We start from the raw sequence: 16,034 nt of genomic DNA on the forward strand, positions 1-16,034 counted from the left end.
GCTTAAATTCATACTATTATTTTTAAGCATAGCTTCATATAAAACATGACTCTTAAAAAGCTTAATCTGCACTTAGTCTCTGACTCAAGTGGTGAAACTGTTATATCAGTTGCAAAATCAGCACTGAAACATTTTAGTGCTGTAGAAACGGTCGAATATGTTTGGTCTTTTGTAAAAGAAAAAGAACAGGTTGATGGCATTTTAGAAAAGATGAAAAGTAAAAGCGATGAGCACCACTTCGTTATATGCACCATCACTGATGACAATCTCAGGAAGTATCTAAAAGATAACTGCATAAAGTTGGAAATCCCGTATAGAGCTATATTATCACACATTATCAGAGAAATTTCCTCCTATCTTGAAATTGAAAAGGATGAAAAGCTTGATTTACATACTGAAATAAGTGATGAATATTTTCAGCGTATTGAGTCAATAAACTATACTATTAACCATGATGATGGACAAAATATCCAAGACATTGAAAAGGCAGATATAATTTTGGTTGGAGTTTCGCGTACATCAAAATCTCCCACTAGTATGTACTTAGCTTACAGAGGCTATAAAGTTGCAAATATTCCTTTTGTTAGCGGAATACCATTTTATGTAGATTTAGTAAAATTAAAAAACAAGCTAACAATAGGGTTAACAATAGATGTAAGCAGACTAATCGAAATACGTAAAAATAGACTCACTTCAATCAAGAATGAAAGCAATAACGTGTATGCTAATTACGACAAAGTACAAGAAGAAATTGAGGAAGCAGAGAAGCTTTTTAAACAAAACAATTGGCCAATTATCGATGTTACGCAAAAATCAATAGAGGAAGTATCTGCAACAATTATACAATATTTTAATAAAATATGAGATGAGAAAAAACTTATCAATTGACTAACCTCTTATAAGTGATCATAATGTAAAGTAATTTAATTCTTACTGTAGATATGAAAGTAAAAGGATCGCTAAAATCTCACCGCAACAGAGATAAAAATTGTAAAGTTGTGAAAAGGGGTGGTAAGATTTATATTATAAACAAGGTGAAGCCAAGGTGCAAAGCACGCCAGGGCTCTTAGCACCTTTTATATCATATATTTTTCAATTCCTATATTTGAAGGTGTGATATTTACAGCTCAAAAGAAAAAGAAGCTGCTCTATTTATGTATGGCTTTGCTAGTTTCTTTCATTACGTTATATTTCAGCGTTAGCATCGTCACAGGTAACCGTGGCCTATTAACATTAATGAAATTGAATAAGGATATAGAATACAATAAATTTTTGCTAAAGGGCATCTCTTATGAAAAAGAAAAATTAAGTAATAAAATATTAGGTTTATATGAAAAAAGCTTAGATTTAGATTTACTTGACGAGCAAGCAAAAAATTCTTTAGGTTATGTAAGTCCTAATGAACTTATGGTTATTCTTGACACTAAGCAATAATAGAACCACTGAAAAATAAAAGCTACCTCTGGTTGAAAATATCTTCCATAGTTAACCGCTCTAGCATTTTTACTAAATATTACCATACCGTGCTAGCCATTCTGCAGGATAGAGCTTTCCCTCAGGTTTAGGCTCATTAACAATAGTAGAAGGAACATTAAAAGCTTGGTAAAATCCATCTATATGCTCTGGCAAAGGTTTCATTAAATCCATATAGCTAGCTGGACACTGAGCCCTACCCTTATCACAAAGCGCATTGCCGTTCAAATCCATATTTTTAGGCAGTCCATTTTTCATTTCTTCTTCTACTCTTGCACTTATAATTTCTGCCTCTAGTTCAGCTTCAATCTCTTCCTGTTCTGCTGCAGATATTTCACTATCCTTTTCTTTACCTTCATCAACGCTATCATATCCTTCATCTTCAGAAACATCAGATTGCTCTTCAATTTTAGTAGAAACATCATTGTTCCTAGCTCGTATTTTCTGAATGAACGGAAATATTGAAAGTAATAAGTAACTGACTACAGCAACAGAAAGAATAATAGCTATTTTTACAGCAACAGCAATGGTTGCAAAAAGTATCGGAGTTGCTAAAACTGCAAATAAAGCAGATGTAACAAATTTATTCTTTCCTTGTGTGATATTGTTTAAAAACTTCATCATGATAACCCTCAGATGTTATACCTAGTATTATTATATACAAACTTTCGTATATTTGCAACTTTGTGAAAATTTTCATTCTTTATGTAGATTTCTAAAAGTTATATAATGGTTAATTAATATATAATCTATGTCAGCTATAATAGAGTAGTACAATATATATATTCAGTGTAACATCCTAAAATGCAAAGCTTACTTCTTGAAAGAAACAGGGCGGTGATATTACTCCTTATAGTGATTTTCATCTTCGGTTCATATGCTTATGTGAAAATGCCAAGAGAAAGCAACCCTGATATACAAATTCCTATAATTAGCGTATTCGTTGGACTTCCCGGTATTTCTGCTCAAGATAGTGAAAAGTTATTAGTGATTCCTATAGAAACTGAGCTAAGATCCATAGAAGGTGTAACAGAGCTAAAGGCGATCGCAACTGATAATGGCGCTCATATTATACTCAAATTTGCAACAGAGTATGATAATAAAGAAGTGCTCGACAACGTTCGTTCAAAGCTTTCAAACATAAAAACAAAGCTACCTATAGAAGCAGAATCTCCTATAATAAACGAAATAAACTTGAGTTTATTTCCCATATTAAATGTTGGATTAATTGGTAATTTGCCGGAAAGAGCCTTAGCTGAAATAGCACGAAAATTAAAGAAAGAAATCGAGTCTTTACCAAACGTTCTTAAAGTTGAAGTGGCAGGCGTGCGTAAAGAAACAGTGGAAATCATAGTTGAGCCCACAGTCCTGACAAAATACAATATTCAATCAAATGAAATATTTCATGCTATATCAAACAATAATAGATTAGTGGGAGCCGGGTCACTAGAAAATGATACAGGCAAATATTCAATTAAAATATCAGGATTATTGAAAAACATAGAAGATATTATGAATATTCCAATCAGATCTCAAGATGATGCAGTTTTGAGAATAAAAGATATAGCAAAAGTGTACCCTAGGTTTGAGGATCATGAAGGGTTTGCCCGCATTAATGGGCTATCTAGTGTCGTATTAGAAATTTCAAAACGTAATGGAAAAAACATAATAGATACAGTAAATCAAGTGAAATATTTAATGGACAAGGCAAAAGATCAATTACCTGAAAATTTAAAAGTGGTATATTTAAACGACCAGTCAAAAAATGTCCGTGATGTGCTTGATGACTTAGAAAACGGCATAATATTTGCTGTGTTATTGATACTCATTATAATAATGTTCTCTATGGGAACAAGAATAGCAATTCTTGTGGCACTTTCGATACCAGGTTCCTTTCTTATTGGAATAATAGCTCTTTATTCGATGGGTATTACCTTAAATATAGTTGTACTCTTCAGTTTAATTATGGCTGTTGGTATGCTGGTTGATGATGCAATTGTAATCAGCGAATATGCCGATAGAAAAATGATTGCTGGCATGGATAAAGTAGAGGCCTTTCACACTTCAGTTCGTGATATGTTTTATCCGGTTGTATCATCAACACTGACTAAATTGGCAGTGTTTTTTCCTTTGCTACTCTGGCCTGATACTGTAGGAAAATTCATGCAGTATATACCAATTACAATAATTTTAACTTTAACTGGGTCGCTCATTATGGCTTTAGTTTTTATACCAACACTTGGTGCAATTTTTGGAAAGCCATCGGTAACTTCAAAAGAAGAAATTGAAAGAATGAATGCTATCGAAAGTGGTGAGATAAAAAGTGCTGGGCCAATAATAAGAACTTATGTACGCATGCTAGAGAAGGTCTTAGATCATCCTAAAAAATTTGTCTGTATCGTCGTATCTGTTTTGTTTTCGTTTAGTATATTGTACTTTAGCTTTGGCCCTGGAGTGAAATTTTTTCCGAAAGTTGATCCAGATAATATTTTAGTTAGCGTTAAAGCAAAAGAAAGCTTATCAGCTAAAGAACGAGATTTGATACTAAAAGAAGTAGAAGAGCGTATTTTAAGCGTTGAAAAAGAAATTGGCGTATCATATTCCAGATCAGGAGCATTTTCAGATAATGTCATTGCCAAAATTCAATTAGAACTGATGGACTGGCGCTTCAGGCGAAAAGCTAAGCATATATTAAGCGATATAAGAAGCAGTCTGCAGAACATGAAAGGCATAATAATTGATGTTCAGGAAGAAAAGTCAGGACCATCATCTGATAAGCCAATACAAATTAATCTAAGTGGAAATGCACTCAGCTTAAATTTAGCAGTAGAAAAGATGCTGAAAATGATGAATCAGCCTTCATCTGGGTTCATAAATATTCAAGATAGTAGATCATCACCTGAAATAGAATGGAATATGAGTGTTGATAAGAGTAAGGCCACAAGTTCTGGGGTAAGTGTTGCAACCATTGGCGACTTTATAAAAATGGTTACAAGCGGCGTGTTAATTGGAAAATATAGGCCTAATAATCTGGATGAAGAAATCGATATTGTACTGCGTTTTCCTCGAAAGGATCGTAACATGAAGACTATAGATAATCTTTTTATCAACACAGTGAACGGTCCATATCCTATGAGCAACATAGTAAAGTATGCACCAGAAAAAAAGATAAATAAGTTGAGTAGGATTGATGGGTTGCGGACAGTGACAATTTCCTCTGATGTTGATACTGGCTATCTTGTCGATGAAAGAATTAAATTTATTCAAAATAGTATTGCACAGGACTGGGATAAAGGAGTAAAAATTGTCTTTAAGGGTGATAAAGAAAATCAACAGAAATCAGGAGCATTTTTGTTGCAAGCCTTTATATTAGCAATTACGTTGATGGTATTAGTGTTAATAACACAATTTAATAATGTATATCACACATTCATTGTAATGACAGCAGTCTTTTTATCTACCACATGCGTGTTTTTTGTTTTCTTTCTTACCAATCAAGTTTTTGTAATTGTCATGTGTGGCGTTGGAATCATTGCACTTGCTGGAATTATAGTAAACAACAACATACTATTACTTGATGCCTTTCACACCCAAATTAAGGCGCATAAAAATGACATTAAACGATGTGTAATCAATGCTTCAATTTCTCGTGTAAGGCCAATATTACTCACCGTTGCAACTACAGTTCTTGGGTTAATACCTATGATAACCAGACTCAATATCAACTTTTTCACGCTGCAAATCACGTATGATGCACCATCAAGCCAGTGGTGGGTTGACATTTCAACAACTATTGCATGCGGAGTGTTAGTTGCAACAGCTCTAACTTTATTCTTCACACCTGCACTGCTTGTGATGCAAAAGCGGTAGCTTCTCCATTTTCTTAAGCATCGTGCATAAACTTATACATTTGAAAATATTACCTTTTATGTATATCAGGTGTAGCTTTTTTATCAATAATATTTTCAATTTTGATATCTTGAAAAGTGAATCTCGGACCAGAGCAATCTTGATTTTTTTCCCTATGTGATTCTATAATTTTATCTAAACTTCTAGTAGTATTTTCAACCACTACTCCTACATATGCATTTTGCAAGCTATCATTTTTCTTGTATGTAAGAGTTTTTAAAGTATTAAACAAATTTTCCATTACTTCACTAAGTTGTTCTAATGTTAAGTCTGGAGTTCCATTTTTATCAAAGCCAATAGCACCTACATTAGGATCAAAAAACAGGTATCTATCATTTGCTGACTTGTTTACTAGTACTGCGTGTCCTGCATAACTTGTATTATCAGCACCAACTCCAAAACCAAACTGTACATAATCGCCTATACTTGCTTTTTCTAAAATTTCTTTAAGCACTTTCAAGTTAATTTGAACTTGCTTATCTTCATTACATTCATTCAACGTTTCAAAAAATAAAACGTTATCATCAAGAGAAAGTTCTTTTCTTGTTTCTGCATTCTTAGTGTTAAGAATGGATAAATTTTCTACTATCATTGTTGCAAACAAAAATATATCTTCTTTTGACAAATCTTGCGTATTACCTTGAAGATAATCCGAAAAATCCTTCTCATTTACCTTGTTATAAAATGTGATTCTCTCATGAGATTCATTAGAAAATGTTTCCATAATTTCATCGAAATCTTTTTTATTTTCAGGCTTCACCGCAGCGATGAAGCTGCATAATGCGTTACATATTCCAAGGTTAGGGGAATGACCTAAGATTTTTTCTGACAGTGTTTGTATTGGTTCAATTCTTGAAATAAAGTTAGTTATATTATCATGAAAGTCAGCATTTTTGCTGGCTTGTTCGCCTTCAAATAATTCTTTATATAGTTCTGCTGTATAGGTGTTTTCTCTATCAGATTCTTTGATTTCTAATAGGCTACTAGATACTCCAAATTCTTTATAAAATGCTCTTTTATACTCAAGCTTTTTATGTAAATCTAACTCTGGAATTTTCCATAGATTAGGGTCTTTACATATTTGTTCTACATGGAAACGCCTATCATCATATATAAAGATTCCTTCCATGATTTGTAAAATATCATCTGCTTTTACATATTCATTTTCTAAAAGGAAACATATAACGTCTAATCTACCATCTTCAATAGCAAGAGTTAATGGTATTTGTTTGTTATCATTTTCAGCATAAATATCAGCTCCATGGCGAAGAAGTAACTTAGCAAACTCTGAAGATTGATTATTGAGAAAAGCAAAGTGTAATAATCTACTACCAAATTGTTTTAGTAGTTGAGTATTGACGTCTATTTTTTTTTCCAGCGCATGTTGCAACTCATCTGTAAACTTATCAACTTGATTGTTTTGAATCAGTGCATGTAAGTTACTTATAATGTTTTGACTATCCCTTTGAATGTTCATTGTAAAATGGCATCAGTAAGTTTAATATTTAAATAATATACATTAATATGTTCAATAAAATATTAATTATCTTTGCATAAAATTTCAATAAACTTATGATTAGAGTAAGGTTTCCTGTAATTGCAATTCACTAACCCAGTTATTTTTTTCTTGATTAAGCCTATCATCTAATATTGCCTGCCTTATTGATTCCATCAGCTTATTCATGAAGAAGACGTTATGAATAGTGATGAGCGTATGGGCTAATAATTCTTTGGCTTTCAGTAAATGATGGATATAAGCTCTTGAGTGTTTTTTACATGTAAAACACAAACAATCACTTTCAATAGGATTATCATCCAACTCGAATTGCTGGTTTCGCAAATTAATATGTTCTTTGCACTTTGAAGAAATAGAATTCATGTTTTTCACTTTTATTAATGCTCCGCCATGCCTTGCCAAGCGAGTTGGATGGACACAATCAAATGTATCAATTCCAAGATTTACTCCATTGAAAATATCCACAATTCCGCCAATACCAAGCAAATGTGTAGGTCTATCTTTCTTTAAGCGCTCCATTGTAAAAGAAACTACATCTTGCATCTGCTGTTTACTTTGTCCAAGTGACCCGCCTATTGCCTGACCAAAAAATGGCAAACTATTGATGAAATCACAGCTTTCTTTGCGCAAATCTTGATATACTCCTCCTTGGCTAATTCCATATAATTTCTGTTTACCGCAGTGGTTCTTTTCAAATTCTTTCAAAGAACGCTCAGCCCATCTGTGACTCATAAGCATAGATTTCTCTGTGTATTCTTTGCTTACGTGAAATGGGGTGCATTCGTCCAAAACCACTATTAAATCAGCACCTAATTTTTGCTGAATTTGTATAGATTTTTCAGGAGTTAAATAATAAGTTTTACCATTAATATATGAGCGAAAAACTGCTCCATCCTCATTAATTTTAATAAGCGTTTTTTGTTTCTTTCTTACTCCTTTAATCTCCTCTGAAACTGATCCATGACCCAAGCTGAATATTTGATATCCACCTGAATCAGTGAGCATTGGTTTATTCCATCCAATCATCTTGTGCAAACCGCCAAGTTTTGCAACCGTATCCTCCCCTGGTTGGAGCATTAAATGATAAGTGTTAGAAAGTATTATCTGAGTGCCAGCTTCATTTACTCTTTCAATGTCTGCAGCTTTAATTGCAGCTTTCGTTGCGCAGAATATAAATGCTGGTGTTTCTATATTACCATGTGGTGTTCTTATTGTGCCAACTCTCGCAGAGCCTGACTGTTTTTTTACCTCAAATGAAAATTCTTCTTTCATCTCTTGCATAACCACTGTTTTAGTGAAAGATCAGCAGCCCCATCTGGCATCATTCCAGCGCGTGATACACAACTGTACAAACGTTGTATTTCAAATGCAACTTGGTTGTCGCTCTTGCCTGTCATCCAAGTAGCCCCCTTTTGTCATCCCAGTGCGTGACACTGGGATCTAGGTATAAAAATATTTGCAAATTATACAATAGACAACAGACTCTATGAGCATACGTTAAAATAATGTTCATGATGAAAATAAGATGGATCCCAGTGTCACGCACTGGGATGACAGGAAAAAAGGCACTGGGGATGACACCTTGTGGTTTTTGGGATGACAAATTTTGAGTAGCATCTGCAAGTACAGAAGGTTTTGCAATAGGCCTATTATTATTCATTTGAAAGTTTCGTTATGATTTCTTCCACTTTTTCAGAAGTGAGATTTTCATAAAAATCATTGTTTATCTGCACAACAGGGGCATTAACGCATGCACCGAGGCATTCTACCTCCTTTAAAGTGAATAGATTATCTTCAGTAGTCTCCCCGATGTCAATCCCTAGCTTTTTTTTGAATGTATTTAAAACTTCTTCGCTATTACAGAGCCAACAAGGAGTAGTCCTGCAAATTTGTATCAAATATTTACCAACAGGTTTGAGATTATACATAGTATAGAAATTTGCCACTTCATATACACGAATATGCGGAACACTTAACATGTCAGCAACATAACGCATAGCGCATTCAGATACCCACCCACATTGCTCTTGAACTAAATATAATAAAGGCATAACAGCACTGCCTTTCCTACCCTTTGGATACATCTCTATAAACTTTTTCGCCAAGTCAAGATTTTTTGATGTAAAACTAAATAACTCTTCTTTTTCTGCCATTCATTAAGACTCGTGTGAATTTGAAGAGATTATATCTGAAGAACTAATAATTGCAATTGTTGGTTCTTTATAGGAATAAAAAGAGCTAATCAACACAAGTTCCACAAAAAATTAATAAATTAAAGTGATACATTTATAAACATACCATTAGAGATTTACTGAATATCTTACATCAATTATAAAATAATTAACAATTATTATATATAATTAAGCATATTTACTATTAATGGAGTTAAAGATGGGACAAGGCGGTATAGCAAAAACATACTATAGTAAAGTCGCTGAAAGTATAGCAAAACTCGCTGAAGTAAATGAAGATTTTAAGACAGCAGCAGAAGACTTTGTACAATCTGAAGGAATAACAGATAAAGATTTAACAAATGTAGCCGATATACTTGAGTTATTCCAAGGTGATAAAGGTCAGAAACTTTTACACGGTATACAAAATAAATTATCCAAGGAACAAATCACAAGCTTACTTGAGCAATTTAGTAAAGATCCGATTATAATACAAAAAGCTGATAACTTAGGTAGAAACATTGCTATAGGTGCTACTGGTGTTATTGCCGGTGGAATACTTGGTGGGGCAATAGGTGCAAACTTTGGCGCAATAAGTGCAGGCTTAGGAGCGGCAGGTGCTGGAATAGCAGCTGCCGCACCATTCATTGCTATAGGTGCAGCAGTGTTATTAGCAATAGCTCTTATCGCTCTTGCTATATATAAGAGAAAGGCAATATCAGAAAATATAAAAGGTGGTGCTAAGTATGTAGGAGAGAAAGTAGAAGATATAGGAAAAGGAGTAGTGCATTTACTCAAAAATTTTATTGATATGTTATCTCCAGGACCGTCAAATGCAGTAGAACATGTATCAAACTGTTATGTTAACAATGACACAAATAATCGAAGAATAGCAAAAGGTGAGCCACTTCCAGATGATGCAGCTTTTATAAAGCAATATCTTTTGAATGAGGACGGATTTAAGGCTTTAACAAATCTCATTAAGGAAAAAGATGGAAAAATTCGACTAGATGATACAGATATTGAGTTAACATTAAAAGATTTAACAAGATTGAAAGAAAAAGGAGATAGTAAACTTAGTACTGATAAGGCTGGGCTTACAGAAGAATTAAGCAAATTTAAATTAATAATGAGTGAAGCACATGAAGAGATTAGAAAGGAAGTTGAGGCAGAGCAAGATAAGATCCACACAAAAAACAACTTAGAAACACCTTTACCAAGTTCAGCGTTATACCCTGGTTCGAATGCAAATACTGAATTCTTGTTACAAATTCCTGAGAATACACGTAAAGATGTGAAAAATTTATTAGACAGAGCTTCTGGGTTCACAAAACCATTTAGGGAAGGAAGTCAAGGGCTTTATCAAGAATTAGATAAACTTTGTAAATTAAAAGGAGAGTCTTATGCATTAGACAGTTCAGTATTGGAGGGTAATGATAGTAATGCATTAGCAACACTAGCTAAAGGATTGAAGGATTTCACTTCTAATGACATCACCTTACTTATCGCTGGGATTAGAATATTGCAATCGCAAGGGCCACGCGCAGAGGTGGATGGAGTTCAGCTAACTTCTTTGAAACCACTAGAACACGAAAAGTAGTTTACTGCTATTAAAACAATGGTTGTATGCCAAGAGATCCATTAGCTTAATAATAGAATCATGTCGGTAAATCTTATTTAGCTACACACCGTGATTAGGAGCTATTTTTTCTTATAGATAAAATAATAAAATTTTTAATAAATATATATATTTTATTAGTGACTTTCATTAAAAAGAACATTATATTGCCTGTATATTAATAAATATAGGTATATATATATGACTGAAAAAACATATCAACTTATAAAGGGGAAGCATATAACAACTGATGTTTTTTATAATGGCAAGATCATTAATACCAAATTTTGGTTGCAAATAATTGATGACTCAGGAGAGGAAATTGCTACGGCCAAATACTTAGAGTATAGGATAGATTCAAAATTTAATTTTGAGAGTGATCGTTTTGAGAGTGATAAATATTTACTTAACACTGCTGAAAATTTACATAGGCCTAGTGATAATATTTCTTTGGAGTCTATTTCAGTAACGCTTGAAGATGGAAAGTTTATTATTACTGATAGTGATAATGCTTCTTTGCATATAGAACTAAATGATAGTGATATGTGGATTACAGACTATGGTAGAGAAGTACTAGGTGAATATTCTGAAAATGAAGATAGAGTAAAAAGTGAAGAAGATGACTCTCTAACTTTTAATGATCACTCAGCAGAGCTTGAAGATGGTGAGTTGGTTATTACTTATCCAGAGGATATTACTACAAACTATGGTCCTGAAATATTACATGGCTTTGTGCTCATGAGCCCGATGGATGATCCTACCATGAGTGGAAATCATGTAGCATTCAATTCTAATCTTAATGAGTCAACATGCCCAGAATATCAATTCTGTGATGATATTATTTAATGGTTATGCATATTAACAGACTTACAGATTATTTATACCCCATACACATAATAAAAATAAGTTAAAGTAAGAAGCTAGTGCTGGCTTCTTACAAAACCATCTATCATCCCAGTACCACTTCTCCTGCTATCATCCAAGTATCACTTCTCCTGTCATCCCAGTACTTGATACTGGGATCCAGCAAGAAAATAGGTAGATTCTAGTATCGCACACATAACTGTACAAACATCCCGTAAAGCGATAGGTCTTGTATTAAGTATCAACTACTGGTATCATCCGAATGCTCCTCATCGTGTCATCCCAGTGCGTGACACTTGTATCTTTATGATGTGAGGCATTAGAGCTAAAATACCACGCAGGAAGGGTGAAGCCGACTTGACACTAACGCCAATAAGGCCGAATTCCAGATTTTGCTCCCCTCCCATAGAGTTAAAAGACTGAACAGTATCTTTGGAATTATATCCCGTATTACAAGGTTAGTCTAAACTCTCAGTTTATTTATAGTCTTGGAGGTAATTTTATGCAAGTAAATGCTATTTTGGGTGTGGATATTTCAAAAAAGAAATTTGATGTTTGTTTGCTGATGGACAATAAAAAACGACACAAAGTCTTTCAAAATAATCAGGATGGCTTTGCAAAGCTTGTGGTTTGGTGCAATGGCCAGGCTTTGTTGCATAGCTATGGAGAAAAAGGCTGGAAGTTACTGACTAAATTCATTATAAAACAGGCATTTAACTGCTTAAAGAAAAAAATGCCAGTCAAAATGAAAGTCAGTAACCAAAACGAATATAACAAATTTTTGCAAGAAAGAGGAAATATTTTTCATTATATCAACAATGCCATTGAAAATTGGTACGAAAGCAGCCCAAAAGTGGCAGGTGGGAATAATATTTACAGCGATAAAGTTGTGATTTTAGTTCATATAATAACTTATCTATTTAGGATTGGCCTGAGGCAAACGGTAGGATTTATAAAAGGATACCTCGAACAAATAGGAAGGAATCTATCTGTCATAAGCTATTCACAGGCCTCAAGAAGATTTAAAAAACTTAACATAAAAATTAATGATAATAGAATAGATAAGAATGATATGGAAAATATCGAAGTTGCTATAGACAGCACGGGCATTAGCATTTACAACAATACTCCAAAACACAGCGGAGTAAACAGTAAAGATCGCAAATATCGTCACCATGACCAAACAAGAAAACTTCATCTGATGCTGGATGTAAATAGCAAAAAGGCTATAGATGCAAAGTACACCAATGGAACTTATTCTGATTGCCGTGGAGCGCACGATTTATTGGAAGAAGTCAATAATGTGTCCGTTTTGTACGCAGATGGAGCATACGATACGCGCCACATCTATCAGTTATGTCATAAACTTGGGATAAAAACGAAAATCCAGCCAAAAAAGGACGCCATACCGCATCCGAAATTGGCCTGTATGGCCGAAAGAAACGCTGCTATTAGGCTAATAGAGTCATATAATGAGCTCGGCGAGGATGGGCGAAAGCCATGGAAAAGAGAGGTGAATTACGGAAAAAGATCTTATGTAGAAGTTTTCTTCTGGCGACTGAAAAGTATATTTGGGTTTAGTTTTAGGAAAAAATCAGAGGTGAATCGTGAAAAAGAACTGCTACTCAAGTGCTATTTGCTGAATAAATTTACCGATATAGGTATGGCTAAATTTGAGATAGCCTCATGAATTTATCATATACTGCCTGCTACCAACTAGCTATGCAACAAAGCCCAATGGCCATGGAGCAAATCTTATTCATCTGTGTCTTGAGGCAACTAGCTGGTATGGGGAAGATTTGGCTACTTTTATGCACGATTTAGGGCATAATGTTAGTATAGTAAACCCGGCTCAAATCAAGGCTTTTGGCAAAAGTGAGCTGCTCAGAAATAAAACAGATAAATCAGATGCAGCTATGATAGCTAGATTTTGTATTGCGAATAAACCTGCTCTTTGGAAACCAATTGCACCTGAAATGAGGCATTTAAGAGATCTTTACCGTTGTATGCAATCGCTAAAAAATGATAAATTGCAACAAATGATAAATTGCAACAGATGAACCGCTTGGAAAATGAAAATATGCATTCCAGCTGCAAAGAAGCTATATCTAAGGTAATTTTGGCAATAGAGGAGCAAATTATTGTTCTCGAAACAGAAATTAATGAGCATATAAATCACTATCCACATCTAAAAAATATGGTAGAAAACCTCAAGACTATAAAAGGTATAGGACATCTTACTGCTGTTGCTGTTATTGCAGAAATGCCAGCGGTTGATAATTTTGACAATGCTAAGCAATTTACAGCTTTTGCTGGCCTAAATCCAGGACATTATGAATCTGGATCGTCTGTAAGTAAGAGAAGTTGCATATGTAAAATAGGATCTGAGCGCGTCCGAAAAGCCCTTTATATGACAGCTATAGTAGTCAAAAACCATAATAATCATTTTCAAAAATTTTGTCAGCGTCTAGCAAGTAAAGGTAAATGCCCAAAAGTCATAGTCCTTGCGTTAATGAGAAAATTAATGCATGTCTTTTTTGGTATTCTTAAAAACAATCAACCATTTAATTGTAATTTAGTTGGATAATTTGTTTGACATCAAAGACAGTATCTGGGATCTATTTTGCAGTGCAATTCCATTAAACACTGTATCTTAGCATAAAAACTTTTATCCTTTTCATTATATGCTCACTTGCAAGCAAGTTCGCTAGATCCCAGTGTCACGCACTGGGATGACACCTTATGGATTGCTGGATTCCAGTGTCAGCTACTCGAATGACATCGAACCAAGATGCTAATTTCTTACTCAAATAACAGTTATGCAAGAAGTATAATTTAAGTTTCTAAAAATTTTTCTGCATCAAGTGCCGCCATGCACCCAGTCCCAGCTGCAACTACTGCCTGACGATATACTTTGTCTTGAACATCACCTGCAGCAAACACCCCTGCCCTACTAGTTAAAGTTGCTCCTGGCTTAGTAATGATATAGCCATGTTCATCCATTTCAACAAAATCCTTAAAAATACCTGTATTTGGTGCATGTCCAATCGCAACAAATACCCCATCCACTTGTATTTCTTGAATATTTTCAGTTTCAGTTGATTTTATTCTTATGCCAGTCACTTTTTTTGGATTTTCTTCTCCAAGTATTTCTTCAATACCACAATTCCACATGATTTTTATTTTATCATTCTTAAAAAGCCGATCTTGCATTATTTTTTCTGCTCTTAATTTATCACGTCTGTGTATCAGTATAACTTCTTTGGCAAATCGAGTTAAAAATATTGCTTCTTCAACTGCAGTGTTTCCGCCACCAACCACAGCTACAACTTTATTCTTAAAAAATGCACCATCACAAGTTGCACATGCTGAAACTCCAAAACCTTGGAATTTTTTTTCACTTGCAAGGCCAAGCCACTTTGCTTGTGCACCAGCTGCAATTATAACTGCACTAGAGTAGTAATTATTAAAAGTGCCAAAGGACTGAAATTGATATTCATTAGGCTTTACAAGTTGCTCAACGCTTTTTATCTCGTCCTCTATTATTTGTGTTCCAACATTTTCTGCATGCAGCCTCATTTGCTCCATTAAATCCGGACCTTGTATCAAGGAAAACCCAGGATAATTTTCAACATCTGTAGTAATCGTAAGCTGGCCACCAGGTTGCATTCCCGTCACTACAATTGGCTCTAAATTCGCACGCGCTGCATATATAGCAGCAGAATAACCGGCTGCACCAGAACCAATGATTAGAACTTTTGTACTGAGTAACTGCATCTATAGCTCTTCACTATGTGAGTTAAGAAAGTCCGCCACCCCTTCATCGCTTGCTTGCATTCCTGGTTTACCTTTCTCCCATCCTGCTGGGCATACCTCGCCATGTTCTTTATTATGTTTAATCGCATCAATAATTCTGATGATCTCATCAATACTACGTCCTAAAGGCAAGTCATTTATAGATTGATGTCGCACAATAAACGCGTCATCTATGACAAAAGTTGCCCTAAGAGCAATTGAATCATCATGCAAGATTCCATAGTCTCTTGATATTGACTTCTTTATGTCAGACACCAAAGGGTAACTAATTTCACCAATACCACCCTCATTAATTGGAGTTTTACGCCAGTGATAGTGTGAAAATTTTGAATCTACACTTATACCTATGACTTCAACACCGCGCTTTGTAAATTCACCTATTTTATTATTCAGCGATATTAATTCAGTTGGGCAGACAAACGTAAAGTCAAGTGGATAAAAGAAAAGAACAGCGTACTTATCCTTTATTTGGCTGCTAAGGCAGAAATCATCGGCAAATTTCCCGCCGGAGAGCACAGCCGGAGCCGTAAAATCAATAGCAGACTTTGTTATAAGATTCATAACTAACCTATTTATTTTAAAATAACTGTAATTTTACACCTTGATAAATTTGTATGCAAGCTTTCTTTAAAGAGTCTATTGACAAATAAGCATGCTGAGCAGAAAA

Annotated in this window: 15 protein-coding genes and 2 pseudogenes; 9 read left to right on the top strand and 8 right to left on the bottom strand. The window is 34.4% G+C overall.

Annotated features, from left to right (window positions below; translation table 11 throughout):
* Positions 1–45 precede the first annotated feature (45 nt).
* The 3 genes from ASM33_RS04695 (at position 46) to ASM33_RS04705 (ending at position 1,434) form a co-directional block, all read left to right on the top strand.
* Complete coding sequence (locus tag ASM33_RS04695; RefSeq protein ID WP_110410163.1) at positions 46–864, top strand: pyruvate, water dikinase regulatory protein; 819 nt, start codon at positions 46–48, stop codon at positions 862–864.
* Positions 865–941: 77 nt separating this feature from the next.
* Positions 942–1,070 (top strand): type B 50S ribosomal protein L36, encoded by a 129-nt coding sequence (gene ykgO, locus ASM33_RS04700; RefSeq protein WP_006279631.1) that lies wholly within the window; start codon positions 942–944, stop codon positions 1,068–1,070.
* 88 nt (positions 1,071–1,158) lie between these two features.
* A complete protein-coding gene (locus tag ASM33_RS04705) occupies positions 1,159–1,434 on the top strand; it encodes an FtsB family cell division protein (RefSeq protein WP_237342877.1) in 276 nt (91 codons plus the stop codon).
* A 72-nt stretch (positions 1,435–1,506) separates the two neighbouring features.
* On the opposite strand, the gene ASM33_RS04710 is transcribed toward ASM33_RS04705, so the two are convergent.
* Positions 1,507–2,097, bottom strand: coding sequence for a hypothetical protein (locus ASM33_RS04710; protein WP_112477220.1), 591 nt, complete (start codon positions 2,095–2,097; stop codon positions 1,507–1,509).
* 180 nt (positions 2,098–2,277) lie between these two features.
* Here ASM33_RS04710 and ASM33_RS04715 point away from each other — a divergent pair, with 180 nt between their 5' ends.
* Positions 2,278–5,343, top strand: a complete 3,066-nt coding sequence (locus tag ASM33_RS04715) for an efflux RND transporter permease subunit (protein ID WP_110410161.1) — start codon at positions 2,278–2,280, stop codon at positions 5,341–5,343.
* 49 nt (positions 5,344–5,392) lie between these two features.
* Here the strand turns inward: ASM33_RS04715 and ASM33_RS04720 are convergent, their stop codons facing one another.
* The 5 genes from ASM33_RS04720 to nuoE form a co-directional block, all read right to left on the bottom strand.
* Positions 5,393–6,859: an ankyrin repeat domain-containing protein gene (locus tag ASM33_RS04720; RefSeq protein WP_110410160.1), complete on the bottom strand. Its 1,467-nt coding sequence runs from the start codon at positions 6,857–6,859 to the stop codon at positions 5,393–5,395.
* 99 nt (positions 6,860–6,958) lie between these two features.
* A complete protein-coding gene (gene tgt, locus ASM33_RS04725; RefSeq protein WP_110410159.1) occupies positions 6,959–8,170 on the bottom strand; it encodes a tRNA guanosine(34) transglycosylase Tgt in 1,212 nt (403 codons plus the stop codon).
* A complete protein-coding gene (locus tag ASM33_RS08825) occupies positions 8,167–8,295 on the bottom strand; it encodes a hypothetical protein (protein WP_257790990.1) in 129 nt (42 codons plus the stop codon). Before ASM33_RS08825 ends, tgt begins: the two co-directional genes overlap by 4 nt.
* Positions 8,292–8,558 (bottom strand): hypothetical protein, encoded by a 267-nt coding sequence (locus ASM33_RS04730; RefSeq protein WP_237342878.1) that lies wholly within the window; start codon positions 8,556–8,558, stop codon positions 8,292–8,294. The genes ASM33_RS08825 and ASM33_RS04730 overlap by 4 nt, the downstream gene beginning before the upstream one ends.
* Entirely contained in the window at positions 8,551–9,051 is a 501-nt protein-coding gene (gene nuoE, locus ASM33_RS04735) for an NADH-quinone oxidoreductase subunit NuoE (RefSeq protein WP_110410158.1), read from the bottom strand. Before nuoE ends, ASM33_RS04730 begins: the two co-directional genes overlap by 8 nt.
* Positions 9,052–9,289: 238 nt before the next feature.
* Here nuoE and ASM33_RS04740 point away from each other — a divergent pair, with 238 nt between their 5' ends.
* The 5 genes and pseudogenes from ASM33_RS04740 to ASM33_RS08955 all read left to right on the top strand — a co-directional run.
* Entirely contained in the window at positions 9,290–10,669 is a 1,380-nt protein-coding gene (locus ASM33_RS04740) for a hypothetical protein (RefSeq protein ID WP_110410157.1), read from the top strand.
* A 219-nt stretch (positions 10,670–10,888) separates the two neighbouring features.
* The gene (locus tag ASM33_RS04745) at positions 10,889–11,533 is read left to right on the top strand and encodes a hypothetical protein (protein WP_110410156.1); all 645 of its coding nucleotides are present in this window, start codon (positions 10,889–10,891) and stop codon (positions 11,531–11,533) included.
* A 520-nt stretch (positions 11,534–12,053) separates the two neighbouring features.
* Positions 12,054–12,194 (top strand): annotated as a pseudogene (locus tag ASM33_RS08950) (IS110 family transposase); the annotation flags it as partial.
* 90 nt (positions 12,195–12,284) lie between these two features.
* Positions 12,285–13,241: an IS5 family transposase gene (locus ASM33_RS04750; RefSeq protein ID WP_110410583.1), complete on the top strand. Its 957-nt coding sequence runs from the start codon at positions 12,285–12,287 to the stop codon at positions 13,239–13,241.
* Positions 13,242–13,287: 46 nt separating this feature from the next.
* Positions 13,288–14,138: pseudogene (locus ASM33_RS08955) on the top strand (IS110 family RNA-guided transposase); the annotation flags it as partial.
* 248 nt (positions 14,139–14,386) lie between these two features.
* On the opposite strand, the gene trxB reads toward ASM33_RS08955, so the two are convergent.
* Both trxB and ASM33_RS04770 read right to left on the bottom strand, forming a co-directional pair.
* Positions 14,387–15,328 carry a thioredoxin-disulfide reductase gene (gene trxB / locus ASM33_RS04765; RefSeq protein WP_110410154.1) on the bottom strand — a complete coding sequence of 314 codons (942 nt, stop codon included), beginning with the start codon at positions 15,326–15,328 and terminating at the stop codon, positions 14,387–14,389.
* Positions 15,329–15,928: a peroxiredoxin gene (locus ASM33_RS04770; protein WP_110410153.1), complete on the bottom strand. Its 600-nt coding sequence runs from the start codon at positions 15,926–15,928 to the stop codon at positions 15,329–15,331. It abuts the gene before it with no gap.
* Positions 15,929–16,034 lie beyond the last annotated feature (106 nt).

It is taken from the genome of Wolbachia endosymbiont of Folsomia candida (genome assembly GCF_001931755.2).
GTDB lineage: Bacteria > Pseudomonadota > Alphaproteobacteria > Rickettsiales > Anaplasmataceae > Wolbachia.

What these genes read in the sequence shown, in the direction of transcription:
- ASM33_RS04740 (WP_110410157.1), top strand. Translation starts at nt 9,290, where the DNA reads ATGGGACAAGGCGGTATAGCAAAAACATACTATAGTAAAGTCGCTGAA.
- ASM33_RS04730 (WP_237342878.1), bottom strand. Translation starts at nt 8,558, where the DNA reads ATGAATAATAATAGGCCTATTGCAAAACCTTCTGTACTTGCAGATGCT.
- ASM33_RS04750 (WP_110410583.1), top strand. Translation starts at nt 12,285, where the DNA reads ATGCCAGTCAAAATGAAAGTCAGTAACCAAAACGAATATAACAAATTT.
- tgt (WP_110410159.1), bottom strand. Translation starts at nt 8,170, where the DNA reads ATGAAAGAAGAATTTTCATTTGAGGTAAAAAAACAGTCAGGCTCTGCG.
- ASM33_RS04720 (WP_110410160.1), bottom strand. Translation starts at nt 6,859, where the DNA reads ATGAACATTCAAAGGGATAGTCAAAACATTATAAGTAACTTACATGCA.
- ASM33_RS04770 (WP_110410153.1), bottom strand. Translation starts at nt 15,928, where the DNA reads ATGAATCTTATAACAAAGTCTGCTATTGATTTTACGGCTCCGGCTGTG.
- trxB (WP_110410154.1), bottom strand. Translation starts at nt 15,328, where the DNA reads ATGCAGTTACTCAGTACAAAAGTTCTAATCATTGGTTCTGGTGCAGCC.
- ykgO (WP_006279631.1), top strand. Translation starts at nt 942, where the DNA reads ATGAAAGTAAAAGGATCGCTAAAATCTCACCGCAACAGAGATAAAAAT.
- ASM33_RS04715 (WP_110410161.1), top strand. Translation starts at nt 2,278, where the DNA reads ATGCAAAGCTTACTTCTTGAAAGAAACAGGGCGGTGATATTACTCCTT.
- ASM33_RS04695 (WP_110410163.1), top strand. Translation starts at nt 46, where the DNA reads ATGACTCTTAAAAAGCTTAATCTGCACTTAGTCTCTGACTCAAGTGGT.
- ASM33_RS04745 (WP_110410156.1), top strand. Translation starts at nt 10,889, where the DNA reads ATGACTGAAAAAACATATCAACTTATAAAGGGGAAGCATATAACAACT.
- nuoE (WP_110410158.1), bottom strand. Translation starts at nt 9,051, where the DNA reads ATGGCAGAAAAAGAAGAGTTATTTAGTTTTACATCAAAAAATCTTGAC.
- ASM33_RS04705 (WP_237342877.1), top strand. Translation starts at nt 1,159, where the DNA reads ATGGCTTTGCTAGTTTCTTTCATTACGTTATATTTCAGCGTTAGCATC.
- ASM33_RS04710 (WP_112477220.1), bottom strand. Translation starts at nt 2,097, where the DNA reads ATGATGAAGTTTTTAAACAATATCACACAAGGAAAGAATAAATTTGTT.
- ASM33_RS08825 (WP_257790990.1), bottom strand. Translation starts at nt 8,295, where the DNA reads ATGACAGGCAAGAGCGACAACCAAGTTGCATTTGAAATACAACGTTTG.